This is a genomic window from Bacillus cereus G9842 (genome assembly GCF_000021305.1).
GTDB classification, from domain to species: domain Bacteria; phylum Bacillota; class Bacilli; order Bacillales; family Bacillaceae_G; genus Bacillus_A; species Bacillus_A thuringiensis_S.
This window is the reverse complement of the sequence record NC_011772.1, coordinates 2,023,357-2,040,981: the sequence shown is the minus strand read 5'-3', so window position 1 is coordinate 2,040,981 and position 17,625 is coordinate 2,023,357. Positions and strand designations below refer to the sequence as shown.

Below are 17,625 nucleotides of genomic sequence, written 5' to 3'. Positions count from 1 at the left end.
TACACTAGGTGGTAGGCATCATCATGAAGGAGGAATAAACATGTTCTATAATAATCAACCGCCTTACCCAAGGCAACCATTTTACCCTCAACAGCAGGAACAGAGATACACAGAACAATACGAAGAACAAGAGTTACAGCAACAAGAACAACAATATGACGAAAATCCATATGCAACAACGCAAAATCAAGAAACTGAATTTCAACAAAATCCATATGACACACGTCCAAATTATGAATATCCTCAAAATCCATATGCAGTAGCACAAAACCAAGAACAACAATATCCTCAAAATCCATATGCAGTAGCACAAAACCAAGAACAACAATATCCTCAAAATCCATATGCAGCACCACAAAACCAAGAACAACAATATCCTCAAAATCCATATGCAGCACCACAAAACCAAGAACAACAATATCCTCAAAATCCATATGCAGCACCACAAAACCAAGAACAACAATATCAGCAAAATCCATATGTAACACCACAAAACCCATACACAACTCAACCGCAATACCAACAACAAATGTATCAACCAAACTACGACGCACGTGTCTCACCACCTAAACCACCAACAATAGATCCAACTCAGCCACAAATTTTACCGCCTGGGCCAACATTAGACATTACACAACCACAAATCTTACCACCTGGACCAATTACAGAACCAACACAACAACAAATTCAACAAGTTGTCGGTACACAGTTTTTACCTTTCAAGAAACCCGTACTAGATTTCGTAAAACCATGGGTAGATTACGGTTTAAATGAAGCAAAACATACATCACATGAACACGCATTAACAGAAGTTGCTGCGATTATGTTTTTAGTTGGTAAAGGCTTCAATCCGACGATTGCACATTATATCGTTGAATCTTGGGAGAAGAATGAGCAGTTTTAGGGTTGTTTATTTGATAAAATATAAAAAACACAAAAGTGCCAAACCCCTTATACCACAAGGGTTTTGGCACTTTTTAATATCTAAAACAAATTTTATTGAAATAATTATTTTTATAGATTTTCATACTTTTTTATATAGTACGTGAACATATACAGTACAAAAATACACCTTTGTATACACATTTTTAGAAACATCCTACGTTTATCAAACAATAACCAAAAGACGTACCTGCAACCTCATCATATAAATAATAAATATTAAAAAGAGGACACTATAAGCGCCCTCTTCCTTAGGTTTTAAATATGTTCTCCATGATCCATAAACACTTCAATTGCTTCGTTTTGTGGTATGTCTTTTACATTAGTAAGACCAAAAGTAAAAACAGCGGATAACATCATCATTAATAAGATTGCTTTTTTCATTTTAGCGCCCTTCTTTCTATGCTCTTTTTGTCTGCATCTAAAGCGATGTGCAAATACTTGCTTGCTTTTCTGTGATTTTCTGAACCATAGAATCTTTCACCTAAAAGAGAAGCATATTCTTTTACCCAATCATATAATTCTTCTTTTTCAAAATACGAAATACCTTCTATAACCACATTTTCTAATTCTTCTTGCGGTACATAGTTATGTACTGCTTTTAAAATTCGGAAATGATGACGATAACATAAGTCGCTAATCTTATAGCCATTCTCAATATATTCATTAGCGATATGACTATAACCTAACTTAAAATGTTCTCTTGCTAAAAGAAACATAGTTTTAGCGTTATTTTCTAATGAATCCTCTAAGTGTTTAATTGCTAACTCTGGCATGTTTTGACTTGCGTATAAAAGTCCTAAATTATGCTTAACTCGTTTAATAAGAAGTTCATCATTAGATTTTTGGAAGGTACCTAGTGCTGAAAGTAAATATTCCTCTGCACTTTCGAATTCATTTAGTCGAATGTGTGCCATTCCTAAAGTATTTAAGCATGCTGCAGTTTTTAATTCATACCCTGGACTAATTGAAAATACTTCATTCGCCTTTGTAGCAAATTGAACTGCTAGGATCGGTTTTAATACGTGATAGTAATGGACTGCAAGCCAATAATTAAATTCAGCTTTTTCAATTTCATCATGCATGTACTCTAAAAACGTTTCAGCTTTTTCAAATTGCATTCTTGCTTCACTATGGTTTGCTTTATTAATAGCGTAAATTGCTTTAAATAAATGATGATAGTACTCTAAAAATGTTTCTGTAGACTCTGGTAAAGGCTCGATTTTGTCCAGAATATCTTTTGTACTATCCATATCCCGAATTAGCAGTTTATACCGTGCATTCAATAAAGCGTAGTAGACTAATATTGTTTGGTCTTCCTTAATATTATTGATTTTATTTGCAATATCTTCTTTTATTTTCTGAGACTGTAATACACGTTGTGAAATCATAGCTTGATACCATTCGTTTAATAATTTTGTGATTTCTTCTTTAGAAATAATGTCAACACTCATCTACTTCTACCCCCTTTTGTTAAATGTTATCATGACATGCTTGTTTGCATAAATAAGTTTTTGAATATTCTAACTTGAAAAAATTATTTTTGAATATTCATGTTAACAAAATGGTCCCTTTTCAAACCCCAAAAAAGAACGCACGTTTGTTTGTAGTGGAGTTAAAAAAACAAAAGTGAGGTATTACATCATGGAATATAACGGCTTTCCTGTAGTACGTGGAAGAGGTATGGTGAAATGGAATCCGTTTGCTTCAATACCGGAGCAATACGAGGAAATACATAGAATGTTTGAGGAACAATATAAAGTACCTAAACCTTTTTTAACACAAGATACTATGGAACGAATAGAAAGAGCGTTAATGCAATCTTTTCACGAGGAAGAAGAAATACATACCTCATACTATCGTGATGGAATGGTGCAAGACATGTACATAAATGTATTACATATTGAACCGATGACGAAAACTATATATTGTACAGATGCTTTTGGTTTGAATACTAAGTTTAAGTTTGATGAATTGGTGAATATAAATTAAAAGAAGCCGCCCGACAGTACTGAAGTGCACCCCAATTGTTAGACACAGCCTAACAATTGGGGTGCACTTCACATATATAGGTGGCTTTTGTACGACAAAAAAGAGCTCTGCTATACAGCAGAGCAAAAGAAAAATATATAACCCTATAAAAATAATACAAATTATTGATACTTTCAAAAGACGAAATTTAAATTTCCATCACAATAATACCTATGTTTAAGTATGAAACATTCTACCTTCACTATAGCTATGAATATTCTTATTTTAGAATTCCATAGTATCCAAATAGCTCTTTGAGAGATACCTCAATACCGAACTTCTTCAAAGAATCTTTTCTTTGTTCAAAGAGAAGTTCTAAAACTTTTTTCTTATCTTTGTCTCTTCCATAATGAATCAACCTATGACAGTTCGGACATATACTAACTATATTTCCAACAACATCTAAACTATTTTCAAAATCAATTCATTTATACGATTAATTGTGTAAGAATTATGATGTGTGATTTCTCCTAATTCCTTGTACTGCCTTACGCTTTTTTTCCATTTCACAATTACAACATTATTTTTTTGTAACTGTTTAAATTGCTCTTATTTTTCAAAGTTTTCAAAATTCATATCAATTCCCCTTTGTATGAAAATGAAATTTCTATAATAAAACTTTATAAGCTTTATATATCCATTCTTCATCTTTGTCTTCTTCCACATAAAAGATTTCTATTTTTATTTCCATACCATTTTCCATTAAAACGTGCGCTTCATATTTCCTATCTACATAACTAGCACAATCAATATTGTCTGCTACTATTTCTCTCCATTTATCAGGTAAACTATCATAAAAACGTTCAATGGCCGCTACTAAAACTAAATCTTCTAAATGAGCAGTTTTAGGGTTGTTTATTTTTAAAAACATCAAAAATGCCAAATCCCTTATATCACAAAGGATTTGGCATTTTTAAGTATCTAGAATACGCGCTAAATTTAAGGAGAAATTAACAGACATGAGTCCGGTATAATGCCGTGTCCACACCCAAGGATCGGTTACATAAAATAACGTATCTAACCTGGGAAGTCTATTAGTCTTTTCCCCTTATAGTAACACTCTCTTCTACTAAGACCTTTTCTTTCTAGGGCCTACAATTAATTTAATCGCTGTTCTCTCTTCATTATTGATAGAAATCTCTTGAAACGCTGGAACAAAAGCTAAGTCAATACCACTTGGAGCGACGAACCCTCTTGCAATCGCAATTGCTTTAATCGCTTGATTTATAGCTCCAGCCCCAATCGCTTGAATTTCCACATTACCACTTGTTCTTAGTACACCTGCTATTGCACCTGCGACTGAATTTGGGCTTGATTTTGAAGATACCTTTAATATATTTTCCATGTAAGTTGCTCCTTCTATTATTTAATCTCTCTTTCGTTACAATTTTAAATATTTTAGCGTATCTTTAATTACTATTCACACCAAAAACAAACGATGCTTCATATGTACATTTATTCTATTTTTTCTGACTTCTTCCTGCCCAGCTACACAAATAAAAACAAAAAATAAATAATCTAATATACATACGATTAAATATCATAGCTTCACCAAACGATAACATCCATACAGCAAAAGATAATATTGCTGTTTTGTCATACGAAATTAATATAGTAAAGTGAAACTTTACTCAGTGGGGGGTTTTGTTCATCCCCACCTAACTTCTTTGCTTTCGCTGAATTTTGAGGTGGGAGTCTTACTGCTCGGAAAATAGCGGGATAAACGTTTCCTCGTTACTTCAATCCATTTAGAAATCCCATTCATTTTTCTATCAAATTCTGAACCTTATCATCTTCAAAAAGTGTTAAAGGTAATACCCCAATACTACATTTCATCATTTGACCACTTTATATTCCAAATCTATCTCCTTTTATAGTACAAGCATACACGCCAATTGTGATTCATTTTCATAAACTATTATGTGTTTTACATTTATTAAGAATAGGAGGTAATATATTGGGTTCATACTATCATTCTTCAAACTCGTATAAAAAATGCTCATGCAAATCTTCTTCCAGTTCAAATAAAAAATGTTCATGTGACCATTCACATAAACGAAGCTGTCCTGCATACGGAACTTTTTGGCAAACTGAATTTATAACTGTTCCTTTTGGCAACCCTTTTCCATTTAATCACGTTGGACCTTTAGCAGGAGGCGTTTCCTTACTAAACCCTACTACTATACAATTTAGACAAGCTGGTGATTATAGAGTTTCGTTCATTTCCAGTATTAATACTACTTTAAATCCTGTATTTCCACATATCCCAGTCATAACTATATTTTTAAATAACAATCCACTTGCTAATAGTCAAGGTGACTTCGCTATTCAAATGAATACTTCATCAAATAACGAATGTCTTCAACTCGTTGGCGAAACGATTGTTACAGTGCCAGCTAATTCAACTCTTCAACTTAGAAATAATAGTGGCTTTAATCGTCAAAGTATTGTAACTTGTGACAATGGTATAAATTCAGTTGAATTAACAGTTACAAAACTAAGTTAATATTATTTCTTCACATTCAGATGCTATTTCAGCATCTTTTTTTATTGAATAACAGTTTTCTTCGACTTTTATTATCTCTCATCACGCAAAAAAAGTGCAGAATTCTTTCTAACACAAGATTTCTGCACTTTTATATTATGCTTATTTATTCTTCCTTATTTCTCTACATAAACCGACTTAACAATCGTACGATTATATGGTTTTCCTTCTTTATTCATCCCTTTTATATCCATCGTAACGTTATATACTCCCGGTTGTTTTATATCTTTCAAAGCACCTGTAAATGTATTCGTATTAACATTTTGTAATTCATTAAATTCAGAGACTAACTTACCTTCTTTATTAACGACTCTTACTGTTATGGAAAGATCCCCTTTCATTTCAGGTGCCATTGGTGATTTTTTCAGTTTATACTCAGGTTTATTTACTTTAACTTTTGTAGGTATTTGAAGAACAAATGGTGCGTCATTCTTGTAATCGCTTACAACTAAATATGCATCTTTCGACTGCTTCGCCATCATTTTGATTTTCCATTCGCCTACTTCCAATTTATCAAACTTAAATGTTCTAATTGTCGCCCCATTAAAGAAAGATTCGCCTTCACCAGTAGTTATAGCGCTATCTTTATTTGCATATATTTTTCCTTTTGGAGATACCATTTGTACTTCTACATCAGAAGAAGCAGTTAGTACAGAAACGATTCCTTCCGCTTTTTTATCAACTGTAACGGTTTGCTCTATCCACTGATTTTGTGGTAATTCGCCTCCTAAAATATTTTGATTTGAAGTTGTATTTAATTTTTCTAGATTTTCATTTGAACTAGTGCTGGATGCTACTAAAGCTGGTAATTCCACATTTGTCGTACGTAAATATGGTTCGATTCGTGTAAAAACAGCTGATCCTTTTCTTATATTGTCATGATCAAATCTGGAATCTGTAAATAAATGTGTACCGTACGATAGCTTCGCACTCCATTCATTTACTAGTCCATCATTTGAACCGTACGATGATAAATATAACCCGCCCATAGATAATGCAGAAAATGTTGGCCCCCAGCTAGTCCCAGTAGCCGTATAGTAACGGTTTAATTTAGCTGCTGGGTTATTATCTATTGTTGAACGAAACTTTGCCATTTCACCTATTTGTAACGAGTACGTACCATCATCTTTTTGACCTAATATAGAAGCTAGCCACCCTGCCCACCAACTATATGACAAATCTGCTAAATTTGAGCCGTGATGCGGTGTAGCAAGTGTAATAACATTTCCAACAAATCGATTCGCATCATATTCAACTAATGCGGCTTGTGTATCAATACCACCTTTACTATGCGCTACAATATTAACTTTTTTACCGAAATGATTATATATTTCTTCAAGTTTTTGTGCTAACAGTTTTCCGTTATCCCACTGACTAGCCGAACCTTTCCCCGCAGCATCATATAATTGTATAAACACTGTTTGATAGCCTGCTTTCAAAGCATAATCATACATATCATTTATATCATGATATACTGTCTTTCCATACCAACTATCCGCATTACCATTTCTTCCTTGTACAAAGAGAATTGGTGGTTTATTCTCATCATAATTAGCAGGTTTTTGGCCTAAAAACCATTCCCCAGGTGTAAATACTTCTGTGTCAGGAAACCCCTTTCCAAGCTCTTTTACAACTTCTGCCTGTACATTTGTGCTAATCGTTGGAGCCATGATAAAAAATACAATTAGTAAGGCCACACATCTTCTCATCAGTCTCATATTACTCCCCCTATTTTTTTGAAAGAAGGTGTTCTTTATAATATTTTATATTTTCCCTTCCTTAATAATAGCTAATCTTTGATTTTAAAAAGATGTTAGCCCTATTTTTAGAAGGTTACTAGTTGTGTACCCTCTTCCTTAACTCTCGTTATTCTCTTTGTTTCTACCTCTTCCTTTTGATAGAATACGACAAAAAAGTTTCTCAATAATTGTTAACTTCGCTACATCCAGATATTTTTTAAATCATTATTGTTTATATAAAGCATACAAATCTTGAAAAAATTTTAGTAAAAAAACATTTTATTACTAGTTAGTTATTTAAAAACATAATAAAGATATGTACTTTCTTTTCATTAAATACAAAATAATTTTAAAGGACCCTATATTGTAAGGCTTTCCTACAATTAAAAATCAAACTGAAATTTCCGAATAAACAATCATATTTCCAGAAACATATATTATGATAATTTCCGCGCACTTGAATTAACCTTGTAGAAGTACTAACCTATCGGTGAGCAGAAGAAAATTCTGTAAAAAGAAAGGAGAATACTTTATGATGACCAATTTACAAAAGGAGTTTTTTGAACGCTTAAAAATTCCTGCAAAAGAAATAACATTTGATGATTTAGATGAAATCTTATTAAAAATGGGAATGATTCTCCCCTATGAAAATCTTGATATTATGGCTGGTACTATTAAAAATATCTCAAAAGATAACTTAATAGAAAAGTTACTTATTCAAAAACGAGGTGGACTTTGTTATGAATTAAACTCCTTATTGTATTATTTTTTAATTGATTGTGGGTTTCAAGTATACAAAGTAGCCGGTACTGTTTATGATCTTTACGATAATAAATGGAAGCCCGATGATGGTCATGTCATTATCATATTAAGTCATGAGAATAAAGATTATGTTGTGGATGCAGGTTTTGCATCTCATCTCCCTTTACATCCAGTCCCTTTTAAAGGAGAAGCCATCTCCTCTCAAACAGGAGAATATCGAATTCGTAAACGAAATACTCGAAAAGGTACGCATATTTTAGAAATGAGAAAAGGAGCTAACGGAGAATCTACAAGTTTCTTACAATCTGAACCTTCAAATGAATGGAAAATAGGTTATGCTTTCACTTTAGATCCAATAGATGAGAAAAAAGTGAATAACATTCAAAAAGTGATTGTAGAGCATAAAGAATCTCCTTTTAATAAAGGAGCTATCACTTGTAAATTAACTACTTATGGTCACATATCGTTAACAAATAAAAATTACACAGAAACCTTTAAAGGCACCAAAAATAAACGACCAATAGAATCTAAAGATTATGCTCGCATTCTTCGTGAATCTTTTGGAATAACGCAAGAGAAATATGTAGGAAAAACACTAGAAAGAGGTTAGTTGACTAGAAGTATTTCATAATAAAGCAGATTCTATATTTAGAATCTGCTTTATTTTATATTTTGTTATAAATTAATTTAATTTTGTTGTTACCCTTTAATTTTCAATTATATACTCATCATCATATTTATCGTATTGTAACCCTTTCCCTATCTTTGATTCTGTAACTTGATCTCTTAAAAACGGTGCAGCACCCATTTTGCTAGTTGCAATTTCAATTCCATATTTTTTCGTTAAATGAGCTAACTCTATTAAAAACCACTCTCTTCGCAATGTAACTGGAATATCAAATGTTTTTCTTTTCATATATAATAGCACCTCTTTTATTTTCATAGCTTAAAAACATCACTGGATGCACTTATTAAAACTACCTTCCACCCCTAACATCCAATGAAACATTATAGTATATGCATGTCCATTTCAAACGTGCTATCACAAATATGATATTAAAGTTTACATAATTATATTATGTAATAATAGAAGAGAAAGGCATGTCCCTTCCTCTTCTATTATAGATATTTAAATTAAGAACATCTTGGTACACCTAAAGCTAAAAATAAACCTGCTACTCCCGCAGTAATCGGTACTTTTAACGTAATAACATCGTCTACCTTCGTTACTAAAAAGTAAGCATTACCTTCTTGTAATATACAAGTTACCAACAATTGAAATTCCATTCAAATCTCCTCCTTTCAATCGATATACTATAATTTATGAAATCTCTTTCAAAAAGTAATAGTAAATATATCTATTTTCCCTTATATGCAAATAAATGTTTATAAGTCTAGTAAAAATATTAATTTTCTAAATTTATATAAAACGTGTAATATCCAATAAGTTCCTATATAATCAATAAGAAAAATCTTACAAATGGAGGTATGAAAATGGCGATTTTGAGTAATATTGGTGCAGCTTTATTTTTTATTGCTTTTATTCTTTTAATCTTATGTATCATTTCATTCTTTAAAAAAAATGGAAAAGCAAAACAATATGGACGTCCTACCGTTATTCTTTTTATGATTTCAATTATATTAATAGTGACTGGTACAACAAAATCTGAACACCCAGTCATCGAATTTTTTGCTATTTTAAGTTTCATTCTATTTATATTCTTCCTTGTACTTGCAATATTATCTGTTATTAAGAAAACAGGTGTAGCAAAAAAACAATTTATTATTACAGCCGTATTATTTGTCATTTTTGTTGCGCTATTAGGTATTTCAGCTCCTTCTTCTGAAAAAACGACAGCAACTAGTACAAAAGTTGCCTCTAACAATGAAGAACAAAAAGATAGCGAAAAGAAAAAAGAACTAGAAAAGAAAGAGGCTGACGAAAAAACTCAAAAGCAAGAAGATGAGAAGCGTCAAGCCGAGGAACAAGCTCGTAAGCAAGAAGATGAAAAACGTCAAGCCGAGGAACAAGCTCGTAAGCAAGAGGATGAAGAACGTCTAGCTGATGAACAGGCTCGTAAACAACAAGAAGAACAAAAACGTCAGGCTGATGAACAAGCTCGTAAGCAACAAGAAGAACAAAAACGTCAGGCTGATGAACAAGCTCGTAAGCAACAAGAAGAACAAAAACGTCAGGCTGATGAACAAGCTCGTAAGCAACAAGAAGAACAAAAACGTCAGGCTGATGAACAAGCTCGTAAGCAACAAGAAGAGCAAAAACGTCAGGCTGATGAACAAGCTCGTAAGCAACAAGAAGAGCAAAAAGCACAGCAAACTCAAACACAACCTACCTCAGGAAATACTAGTAGTGCATATTACAAAAATTGTGATGCAGTTAGAGCTGCGGGGAAAGCTCCTCTATATAAAGATCAACCAGGATATAGTCGTAAACTAGATAGAGACGGCGATGGAGTTGCATGCGAATAATAGTAATAAAAAAGAAGCTTAGTAAAAGCTTCTTTTTTTACTGTAATGCCTTACATTTAATATCCCTTTCTCTTATTTAGATGTGTTCTTAAATAAATTTCATACTATTATTCTCAAAAATGACACATAATAAGTGATTTCAATCACCACATTGATTTTCATTTATCGCTATTCTTAATTTAGTAATTACATTCAAACTTTATGGAGGCGTTCATATGAAACATACATTTACTGAAACTTCTATTGTCGGTGAGATCGTTACACAATTCCCGAAAGCTAGTGATCTTTTTAAATCATATAGAATAGATTTTTGTTGTGGTGGCAATAAACCGCTTATTGATGCAATTCATGAAAGAAATTTATCAGCTACTGAAGTGCTTACAGAGTTAAATACGCTTTATAATAATATGAAACGATTAAATGAATCTGAAATTGATTGGAAAAATGCTTCTTATCGCGAATTGATTGATTATGTTATAAATAAGCATCATCGCTATTTAAATGAAGAGTTGCCACAATTAAGTCCGTATGTGACAAAAGTATTACGTGTTCATGGGGCAAGTCAGCCTCATTTAGCTCAAATTCATAAGCTATTTCATGAACTAAAGATGGAACTAGAACAACATTTAATTAAAGAAGAAACAGAAGATTTTCCATTAATTTTAGAATTTGAACAAAATCCAACTGAAGAAAACTATGTGAAGTTACGTAAAGTAGTAGATGAGTTGGAAAATGAACATAACCACGCAGGCAACATTATTAAAGAGCTTCGTAAAGTGACGAATGACTTTACTCCTCCAGAAGGAGCTTGCGGCACTTATCGACTTGTTTATCAACGCCTTGAAGCACTAGAGTCTGATTTATTTGAGCATATTCATTTAGAAAATAACATTTTATTTCCACGTGCAATTACGAGAGTGTAAATTAAGTGCAGGACATGAGTGTAAATACTTATGTCCTGTTTTTTCATTTGGTAAAGAATATACACATCCCTCTCGAATAAGTCCGAATTTTAACAATTTGTGAATCATTGTAAAAATGTGATAAATATCACATCTCCCTCTTTTTAAATTTTCTATAATAGAAATATAATCCTTTGTTCAACACTTCACATAAAAAGGGGAAACGAAAATGAAAAAACGTTTAGTTATGATCGGAAATGGTATGGCTGGCATACGTTGTATGGAAGAAATATTAAAACATGATAGTGATTCATATGAGATTACTATTTTTGGAGATGAACCACATCCAAACTACAATCGCATTATGCTCTCTCATGTTTTACAAGGCAAAACAAATATGCAAGATATCATTATGAATGAATATAGTTGGTATGAGGAAAATGAAATAACTTTGTATACAGATGAAAGGGTTCAAAGTATTAACCGAGAAGAAAAAATAATTATCACAGAAAAAAATCGTACTCTTACATATGACAAACTAATTATCGCAACAGGTTCTAGTGCTTTTATTTTGCCCGTTGAAGGTTCTACTCTTCCTGGCGTAACAGGATTTCGAACTATTGAAGATACACAATTTATGATTGATACCGCTAATGAAAAGAAAAAGGCTGTTGTCATTGGTGGTGGATTACTTGGCTTAGAAGCTGCAAGAGGTCTTATTGATTTAGGAATGGACGTATATGTCGTTCATTTAATGCCAAGCTTAATGGAGCAACAACTAGATGCCAAAGCAGCTTCTCTATTACGCGAAGATTTAGAAGCGCAAGGCATGCAATTTCTAATGGAAAAGAAAACTGTAAAAATTCTTGGTACAGACCATGTTGAGGGCATTCAATTTGAAGATGGTGAAGTTGTAGATTGTGATTTAATCGTAATGGCTGTCGGAATACGCCCAAATACGCAAATAGCAAAAGATGCTGGTTTAATTGTAAATCGCGGTATTGTAGTCAATGACTATATGCTAACAAATGATGAATCCATTTATGCAGTTGGAGAATGTGCAGAACATGACGGTATCGCATATGGACTTGTTGCTCCTCTTTATGAACAAGGTGCGATATTAGCAAAACATATAACGAATTTACAAACTGATGGATATACGGGCAGTATCGTCGGTACACAATTAAAAGTTGCAGGTTGTGATTTATTCTCTGCTGGCCAAATTTATGAAGATGACCAAACGAAAGCAATATCCATCTTTGATGAATGTAAACGTTCCTATAAAAAAGTATTAATTCGTGACAATAAAGTCGTCGGTATCGTTTTATATGGTGACACAGCTGACGGTACACGCCTCTTTAGCATGTTAAAGAAAGAAGAGGATATACAAGAATATACAGCCGCTTCCCTTCTCCACAAAGCTGGTGAAGAAAGTGCACTTGACGTTGCTACAATGAGTGCGGATGACACGATTTGCGGATGTAATGGTGTTACGAAAGGTACAATCGTTCACGCCATTTTAGAACAAGAGTTAACGACTTTTGAAGAAGTTAAGGGCTGTACGAAAGCCGCAGGTTCTTGTGGTAAATGCCGTCCGCTTGTGGAACAAGTTTTATCTCATACACTTGGAGATGCTTTTGATGCCTCAGCGCAATCTGCCGGTATGTGTGGATGTACAACTTTATCCCGTGATGAAGTCGTAGCGGCCATTCACGAGAAAGGCTTAAAATCTCCAAAAGAAGTACGAAATGTTCTTGGTTTTATACATGAAGAAGGCTGTTCAAAATGTCGTCCTGCTTTAAACTACTATTTACGTATGGCGATTCCAGAAGAATATGAAGATGATAAATCGTCCCGTTTCGTTAATGAAAGAATGAATGGTAACATCCAGCACGATGGTACATTCTCTGTTATTCCACGCATGTACGGAGGCGTTACAACAGCTGATGATTTAATGAAAATTGCTGAAGTTGCGAAAAAGTACGATGTTCCTCTTGTGAAAATTACAGGTGCAAGCCGAATCGGCTTATATGGTGTTAAGAAGCAAGATTTACCTAACGTATGGGCTGACTTACATATGACTTCGGGATATGCATATTCAAAATCGCTTCGTAATGTAAAATCATGTGTTGGTTCTCGCTTCTGCCGTTTCGGTACGAAAGATTCATTAGGACTTGGTATGTTGCTTGAACAATCATTAGAAATGGTAGATACACCTCATAAAATGAAGATGGGTGTAACGGGCTGTCCGCGTAACTGTGCGGAAGTACTGACGAAAGATTTTGGCGTTGTTTGTGTCGAAAATGGATACCAACTTTATATTGGCGGAAATGGTGGTACGGAAGTACGCGAAGCTGATTTTGTAATGATTGTCCCTACTGAAGATGATGTCCTTCGCATCGCTACAGCTTATATGCAATATTATCGTGAAACTGGTATTTATGGAGAGCGTACTGCCTACTGGACAGAACGTTTAGGCTTCGATCACATAAAAGAAATACTGCAAGATGCAAATATGGTCACTAAGTTAAATGAACGTTTCCAAAAAGCTCGTGGCACATATAAAGAAGCATGGGGACAAGCACTAGAAACGAAATCATTAAAAGCGATGTATGAAGTAGAAACTGTGAAATAAGGAGCTGTGATCTATATGATACAAACGAAAGAAAAAATAAAAGTTATGCGTGCGGAAGACCTTCCTATTCAAATCGGTAAAGAGGTGCAAATGAATGGTATGTCTATCGCCCTATTCCGCCTTTCAAATGGAGATATTCGAGCTGTAGAAAATCGTTGTCCTCATAAAAACGGACCGTTAGCAGAAGGAATTGTATCTGGAGAATTCGTCTTTTGTCCACTGCATGATTGGAAAATTTCATTACTAACAGGTGAAGTGCAAAAACCTGATGACGGCTGTATCCAAACATACGAAGTAGAAGTTATTGATGGTGACATTTATATAAACATGTAATTTACGAAAGGAAGCCTCCTCTGGCTTCCTTTTACATAAAAATAGAAGAGGTGCGATTATGAACGGATATGTATATTTAGTTGGTGCAGGACCAGGTGATGAAGGGCTTATTACAAAGAAAGCGATAGATTGTTTAAAGCGTGCAGATATCGTTTTATATGACCGTTTATTAAACCCTTTCTTTCTTAGTTATACAAAAGAAACATGTGAACTTATGTATTGCGGCAAAATGCCAAAGAATCATATTATGCGACAAGAAATGATTAACGCCCACCTCCTTCAATTCGCACAAGAAGGAAAAATCGTTGTCCGATTAAAGGGCGGAGATCCATCTATTTTTGGCCGCGTTGGTGAAGAAGCAGAAACTTTAGCAGCAGCGAACGTTCCATATGAAATCGTACCAGGTATTACATCTAGCATCGCCGCTAGTAGCTATGCAGGTATCCCCCTCACCCACCGTAACTACAGTAATAGCATCACTTTATTAACTGGGCATGCAAAAGGCCCTTTAACCGATCATGGAAAATATAATTCATCCTATAATAGCGACACGATCGCCTACTACATGGGTATAAAAAACTTACCTACAATTTGTGAAAACTTACTACAAGCAGGAAAGAAAAAAGATACACCAGTAGCCGTCATTGAATGGGGTACAACTGGTAAACAACGTGTAGTCACAGGGACACTGTCCACCATTGTTTCTATCGTCAAAGACGAAAATATTTCTAACCCTTCTATGACAATTGTTGGTGATGTTGTTACTTTACGGAATCAAATTGCTTGGAAAGAACGTAAACCATTGCACGGCAAGAAAGTTTTACTTGCATCTGCAACAAATAAAAAAAGCGCAATAAAGCAAATGTTACAAGAGTCCGGTGCAGAAATATATCAAATTCCAATTTTCCAAAAGAAAGAATACACATTAACCTCTGAACAAATTAATAAGATTTTTAACGTTGATCGTCTTGTATTTTGTTCCGCTGAGAGTGTAGACATCTTAGTGCAATCATGTAGTAAATATCATAAAGATATTCGCTCCTTACAGGCAGAGCTTCAGTATATGAACCTTTCTATTCAAGAAAAGCTTATGCAATATGGATTGTTAAGTAAACCTGCGCAATTTTCTTCGAATTCAACGATTTATTTAGGACGAAACATTAACCGAATTGCTGTTATTCAAGAAAAAATTGGTGCTGGTTCCTATATGATGACTCATGAGTACACAATTGATCATCGCTTCGATGAAATTCATTCCCGTATGCTTTCTGAATTCTCATGGGACAGCATTGTATTTGAAGGTCGTGCTTCTATTGATACGTTTCTAGCAGAAATAAAACGCCTAGGCTTTATCAATATTCTTACCCTCCCATTCTCGTATACCGACGTTCCAACTTTACACTATGCGAATAAAGTCGGTTTTCATAATGTAGATGAGCAATTACAAGACATGATTATGAAGAAAGATTTGGTGGTACGATGAAAGGAATTGTATATGTTGGACACGGGAGCCGCTTACAAAAAGGTAACGAACAATTCATTCACTTTATTCAATCTGTTATAAAAGAACGTAACGAACGGATTCAAAAAATAGCTTTCCTAGAACTAACGACACCTACCATTTCGGATGCAGTTACAGAAGCAATACTAGAGGGTGCAACTGCAATAATGATTGTACCTGTTTTATTATTTGCAGCAGCTCACTATAAACGTGATATTCCTTTTGAGATAGAGAAAATACAAAAGCAATATCCACATATAACATTTTCAGTTGTACAACCTTTTAGTACACATCCACATATGGTTGAACTTGTAGTAAAAAGAATACGTGAAACTATGCCAATGCAAGGTAGTAGTGTTTTACTCGTAGGGAGAGGCAGTAGTGATCCACAGCCGTTACATGAATTACAACAAATCGGAGCAGTCGTCGAACGAAAACTCAGTATGCCAGTATCGTGCTCCTTTTTAACGAAAGGAACTCCCTCTTTTACTGCTGAGCTCAAGGCTATAACATCGACTTCATCCCATGTATATGTCATGCCGTACCTTCTCTTTACCGGATTATTACTTCAAAAAATTAAATTGCATGCAAAAAAATACGATCACGTTACAACTTGTAACTGTCTTCAGTTTGATAGATACATGAAGTTAACATTATTAGAACGAATGGAGGAATGCATATATGTATAACATGTACCCTCTTATGTTTAATTTAAATAAAAAAGTGGTCGTTATAGTTGGTGGTGGTAAAATCGCATATCGAAAAGCGTCCGGATTAAAGGATACAGGCGCTTTTGTCACCGTTATCAGCCCAGAAATTTGCGAGGAAATGAAGGAACTTCCTTATATTACTTGGAAGCAAAAAGCTTTTAGTAATAATGATATTAAAGATGCTCATCTTATTTATGCAGCTACAAATCAACATGCTGTAAATATGATGGTCAAACAGGCCGCCCATGATTTCCAGTGGGTTAACGTCGTAAGTGATGGTACAAAATCATCGTTTCACACACCTGGTGTCATCCGACATGATGAATATGTTGTCACTATTTCAACTTCAGGTAAAGATCCATCGTTTACGAAGCATTTGAAGCAGGAACTAACATCTATATTTCCTAAACTTATAAACAAGCTTTCTCGTACTCATAAAATGTAATCTATCACTTAGCTAAAATAGTAATTAACTTTGAACAAACGTTTTTTAGAGGCGTTTGTTCCTTTTGCTTTAGTTTCGCTTTTTAGGATCAGACAAACAATTGGACAAGAATCTGTGAAGAAAAATAGCGGCAACAATTACGGACAAAAAAAGCAGTTGCTTGAGAGCAACTGCTTCAATACAGGTTTTATATTGGATATTCATTCAACCAAATTAGCGCTTGTTCATAATCATCAAAAAATCTCACAGATTCTTTCGTATTAGATTGTTGTAAATAATCCATTATCTCCCCCTCTTCAAGGAGAAATGCAATTGCCTTACTGTTATTCAAAATGATTTCATTGAAGAACTTCTCTTTCCATACTTTTTGAACAGAAAAATGATTTGGCGTGTATCCTTTTCTATCCACCAACAATTTGTATTTCCGCCCTTCAGAAATGAATTGCTGACAAACCTGCTCAAAACCATTAAACCATTCATACACATCATCTGTTTTTATATTTCCAACTAGATGGGTAACAATTATATCTCCTGAAACTGTTGTGCTGATATTCTGTTTACTCAACTTGGAATCCCTCCTTAGTTACAATTTT

At 34.0% G+C, this 17,625-nt stretch carries 19 protein-coding genes and 1 pseudogene; 11 read left to right on the top strand and 9 right to left on the bottom strand.

Features of this window, described 5'->3' with window-relative positions; translation table 11 throughout:
* Nucleotides 1–40 precede the first annotated feature (40 nt).
* The gene (locus BCG9842_RS10305) at nucleotides 41–904 is read left to right on the top strand and encodes a hypothetical protein (RefSeq protein WP_000499693.1); all 864 of its coding nucleotides are present in this window, start codon (nucleotides 41–43) and stop codon (nucleotides 902–904) included.
* A gap of 296 nt (nucleotides 905–1,200) precedes the next feature.
* Here the strand turns inward: BCG9842_RS10305 and BCG9842_RS10300 are convergent, their stop codons facing one another.
* Together BCG9842_RS10300 and BCG9842_RS10295 are read right to left on the bottom strand one after the other, a co-directional pair.
* Nucleotides 1,201–1,326: a hypothetical protein gene (locus BCG9842_RS10300; protein WP_000709202.1), complete on the bottom strand. Its 126-nt coding sequence runs from the start codon at nucleotides 1,324–1,326 to the stop codon at nucleotides 1,201–1,203.
* Nucleotides 1,323–2,396, bottom strand: a complete 1,074-nt coding sequence (locus BCG9842_RS10295) for a response regulator aspartate phosphatase (protein ID WP_000109862.1) — start codon at nucleotides 2,394–2,396, stop codon at nucleotides 1,323–1,325. The genes BCG9842_RS10300 and BCG9842_RS10295 overlap by 4 nt, the downstream gene beginning before the upstream one ends.
* A gap of 190 nt (nucleotides 2,397–2,586) precedes the next feature.
* Here BCG9842_RS10295 and BCG9842_RS10290 point away from each other — a divergent pair, with 190 nt between their 5' ends.
* Nucleotides 2,587–2,934, top strand: coding sequence for a YolD-like family protein (locus BCG9842_RS10290; RefSeq protein WP_000456183.1), 348 nt, complete (start codon nucleotides 2,587–2,589; stop codon nucleotides 2,932–2,934).
* 259 nt (nucleotides 2,935–3,193) lie between these two features.
* On the opposite strand, the pseudogene BCG9842_RS31905 reads toward BCG9842_RS10290, so the two are convergent.
* From BCG9842_RS31905 to BCG9842_RS10280, 3 genes and pseudogenes are all read right to left on the bottom strand, one after another.
* Nucleotides 3,194–3,394, bottom strand: a pseudogene (locus BCG9842_RS31905) (HNH endonuclease); the annotation flags it as partial.
* A 186-nt stretch (nucleotides 3,395–3,580) separates the two neighbouring features.
* A complete protein-coding gene (locus tag BCG9842_RS10285) occupies nucleotides 3,581–3,844 on the bottom strand; it encodes a hypothetical protein (protein ID WP_000478850.1) in 264 nt (87 codons plus the stop codon).
* A 198-nt stretch (nucleotides 3,845–4,042) separates the two neighbouring features.
* Nucleotides 4,043–4,318: a stage V sporulation protein S gene (locus BCG9842_RS10280; protein WP_000427801.1), complete on the bottom strand. Its 276-nt coding sequence runs from the start codon at nucleotides 4,316–4,318 to the stop codon at nucleotides 4,043–4,045.
* 612 nt (nucleotides 4,319–4,930) lie between these two features.
* On the opposite strand from BCG9842_RS10280, the gene BCG9842_RS10275 reads away from it, so the two are divergent.
* Nucleotides 4,931–5,479, top strand: a complete 549-nt coding sequence (locus BCG9842_RS10275) for a hypothetical protein (protein WP_000536156.1) — start codon at nucleotides 4,931–4,933, stop codon at nucleotides 5,477–5,479.
* Between the two features lie 155 nt (nucleotides 5,480–5,634).
* On the opposite strand, the gene BCG9842_RS10270 is transcribed toward BCG9842_RS10275, so the two are convergent.
* On the bottom strand, nucleotides 5,635–7,236 hold the full coding sequence (locus BCG9842_RS10270) for an esterase/lipase family protein (protein WP_001238697.1): 1,602 nt from the start codon (nucleotides 7,234–7,236) through the stop codon (nucleotides 5,635–5,637).
* A gap of 553 nt (nucleotides 7,237–7,789) precedes the next feature.
* On the opposite strand from BCG9842_RS10270, the gene BCG9842_RS10265 reads away from it, so the two are divergent.
* On the top strand, nucleotides 7,790–8,629 hold the full coding sequence (locus BCG9842_RS10265) for an arylamine N-acetyltransferase family protein (RefSeq protein ID WP_000988895.1): 840 nt from the start codon (nucleotides 7,790–7,792) through the stop codon (nucleotides 8,627–8,629).
* Between the two features lie 96 nt (nucleotides 8,630–8,725).
* Here the strand turns inward: BCG9842_RS10265 and BCG9842_RS10260 are convergent, their stop codons facing one another.
* Both BCG9842_RS10260 and exsG read right to left on the bottom strand, forming a co-directional pair.
* The gene (locus BCG9842_RS10260) at nucleotides 8,726–8,935 is read right to left on the bottom strand and encodes a hypothetical protein (protein ID WP_000824195.1); all 210 of its coding nucleotides are present in this window, start codon (nucleotides 8,933–8,935) and stop codon (nucleotides 8,726–8,728) included.
* Nucleotides 8,936–9,153: 218 nt separating this feature from the next.
* Nucleotides 9,154–9,306, bottom strand: a complete 153-nt coding sequence (gene exsG, locus BCG9842_RS10255) for an exosporium protein ExsG (RefSeq protein WP_000395679.1) — start codon at nucleotides 9,304–9,306, stop codon at nucleotides 9,154–9,156.
* Nucleotides 9,307–9,513: 207 nt separating this feature from the next.
* On the opposite strand from exsG, the gene BCG9842_RS10250 reads away from it, so the two are divergent.
* The 7 genes from BCG9842_RS10250 (at nucleotide 9,514) to BCG9842_RS10220 (ending at nucleotide 17,032) form a co-directional block, all read left to right on the top strand.
* Nucleotides 9,514–10,506, top strand: a complete 993-nt coding sequence (locus tag BCG9842_RS10250) for an excalibur calcium-binding domain-containing protein (protein ID WP_000996469.1) — start codon at nucleotides 9,514–9,516, stop codon at nucleotides 10,504–10,506.
* A gap of 215 nt (nucleotides 10,507–10,721) precedes the next feature.
* Complete coding sequence (gene ric / locus BCG9842_RS10245; RefSeq protein WP_000683171.1) at nucleotides 10,722–11,429, top strand: iron-sulfur cluster repair di-iron protein; 708 nt, start codon at nucleotides 10,722–10,724, stop codon at nucleotides 11,427–11,429.
* 208 nt (nucleotides 11,430–11,637) lie between these two features.
* Nucleotides 11,638–14,043: an NADPH-nitrite reductase large subunit gene (nirB, locus tag BCG9842_RS10240; RefSeq protein WP_000746933.1), complete on the top strand. Its 2,406-nt coding sequence runs from the start codon at nucleotides 11,638–11,640 to the stop codon at nucleotides 14,041–14,043.
* 15 nt (nucleotides 14,044–14,058) lie between these two features.
* Complete coding sequence (gene nirD / locus BCG9842_RS10235) at nucleotides 14,059–14,376, top strand: nitrite reductase small subunit NirD (RefSeq protein WP_000616697.1); 318 nt, start codon at nucleotides 14,059–14,061, stop codon at nucleotides 14,374–14,376.
* Between the two features lie 58 nt (nucleotides 14,377–14,434).
* Complete coding sequence (locus tag BCG9842_RS10230; protein ID WP_001014927.1) at nucleotides 14,435–15,859, top strand: uroporphyrin-III C-methyltransferase; 1,425 nt, start codon at nucleotides 14,435–14,437, stop codon at nucleotides 15,857–15,859.
* The gene (locus BCG9842_RS10225) at nucleotides 15,856–16,566 is read left to right on the top strand and encodes a sirohydrochlorin chelatase (protein WP_000676489.1); all 711 of its coding nucleotides are present in this window, start codon (nucleotides 15,856–15,858) and stop codon (nucleotides 16,564–16,566) included. The genes BCG9842_RS10230 and BCG9842_RS10225 overlap by 4 nt, the downstream gene beginning before the upstream one ends.
* The gene (locus tag BCG9842_RS10220; RefSeq protein WP_000282583.1) at nucleotides 16,559–17,032 is read left to right on the top strand and encodes a precorrin-2 dehydrogenase; all 474 of its coding nucleotides are present in this window, start codon (nucleotides 16,559–16,561) and stop codon (nucleotides 17,030–17,032) included. Before BCG9842_RS10225 ends, BCG9842_RS10220 begins: the two co-directional genes overlap by 8 nt.
* Nucleotides 17,033–17,219: 187 nt before the next feature.
* Here BCG9842_RS10220 and BCG9842_RS10215 read toward each other — a convergent pair whose 3' ends face one another.
* Complete coding sequence (locus BCG9842_RS10215; protein ID WP_000043368.1) at nucleotides 17,220–17,597, bottom strand: hypothetical protein; 378 nt, start codon at nucleotides 17,595–17,597, stop codon at nucleotides 17,220–17,222.
* Between the last annotated feature and the right edge of the window lie 28 nt (nucleotides 17,598–17,625).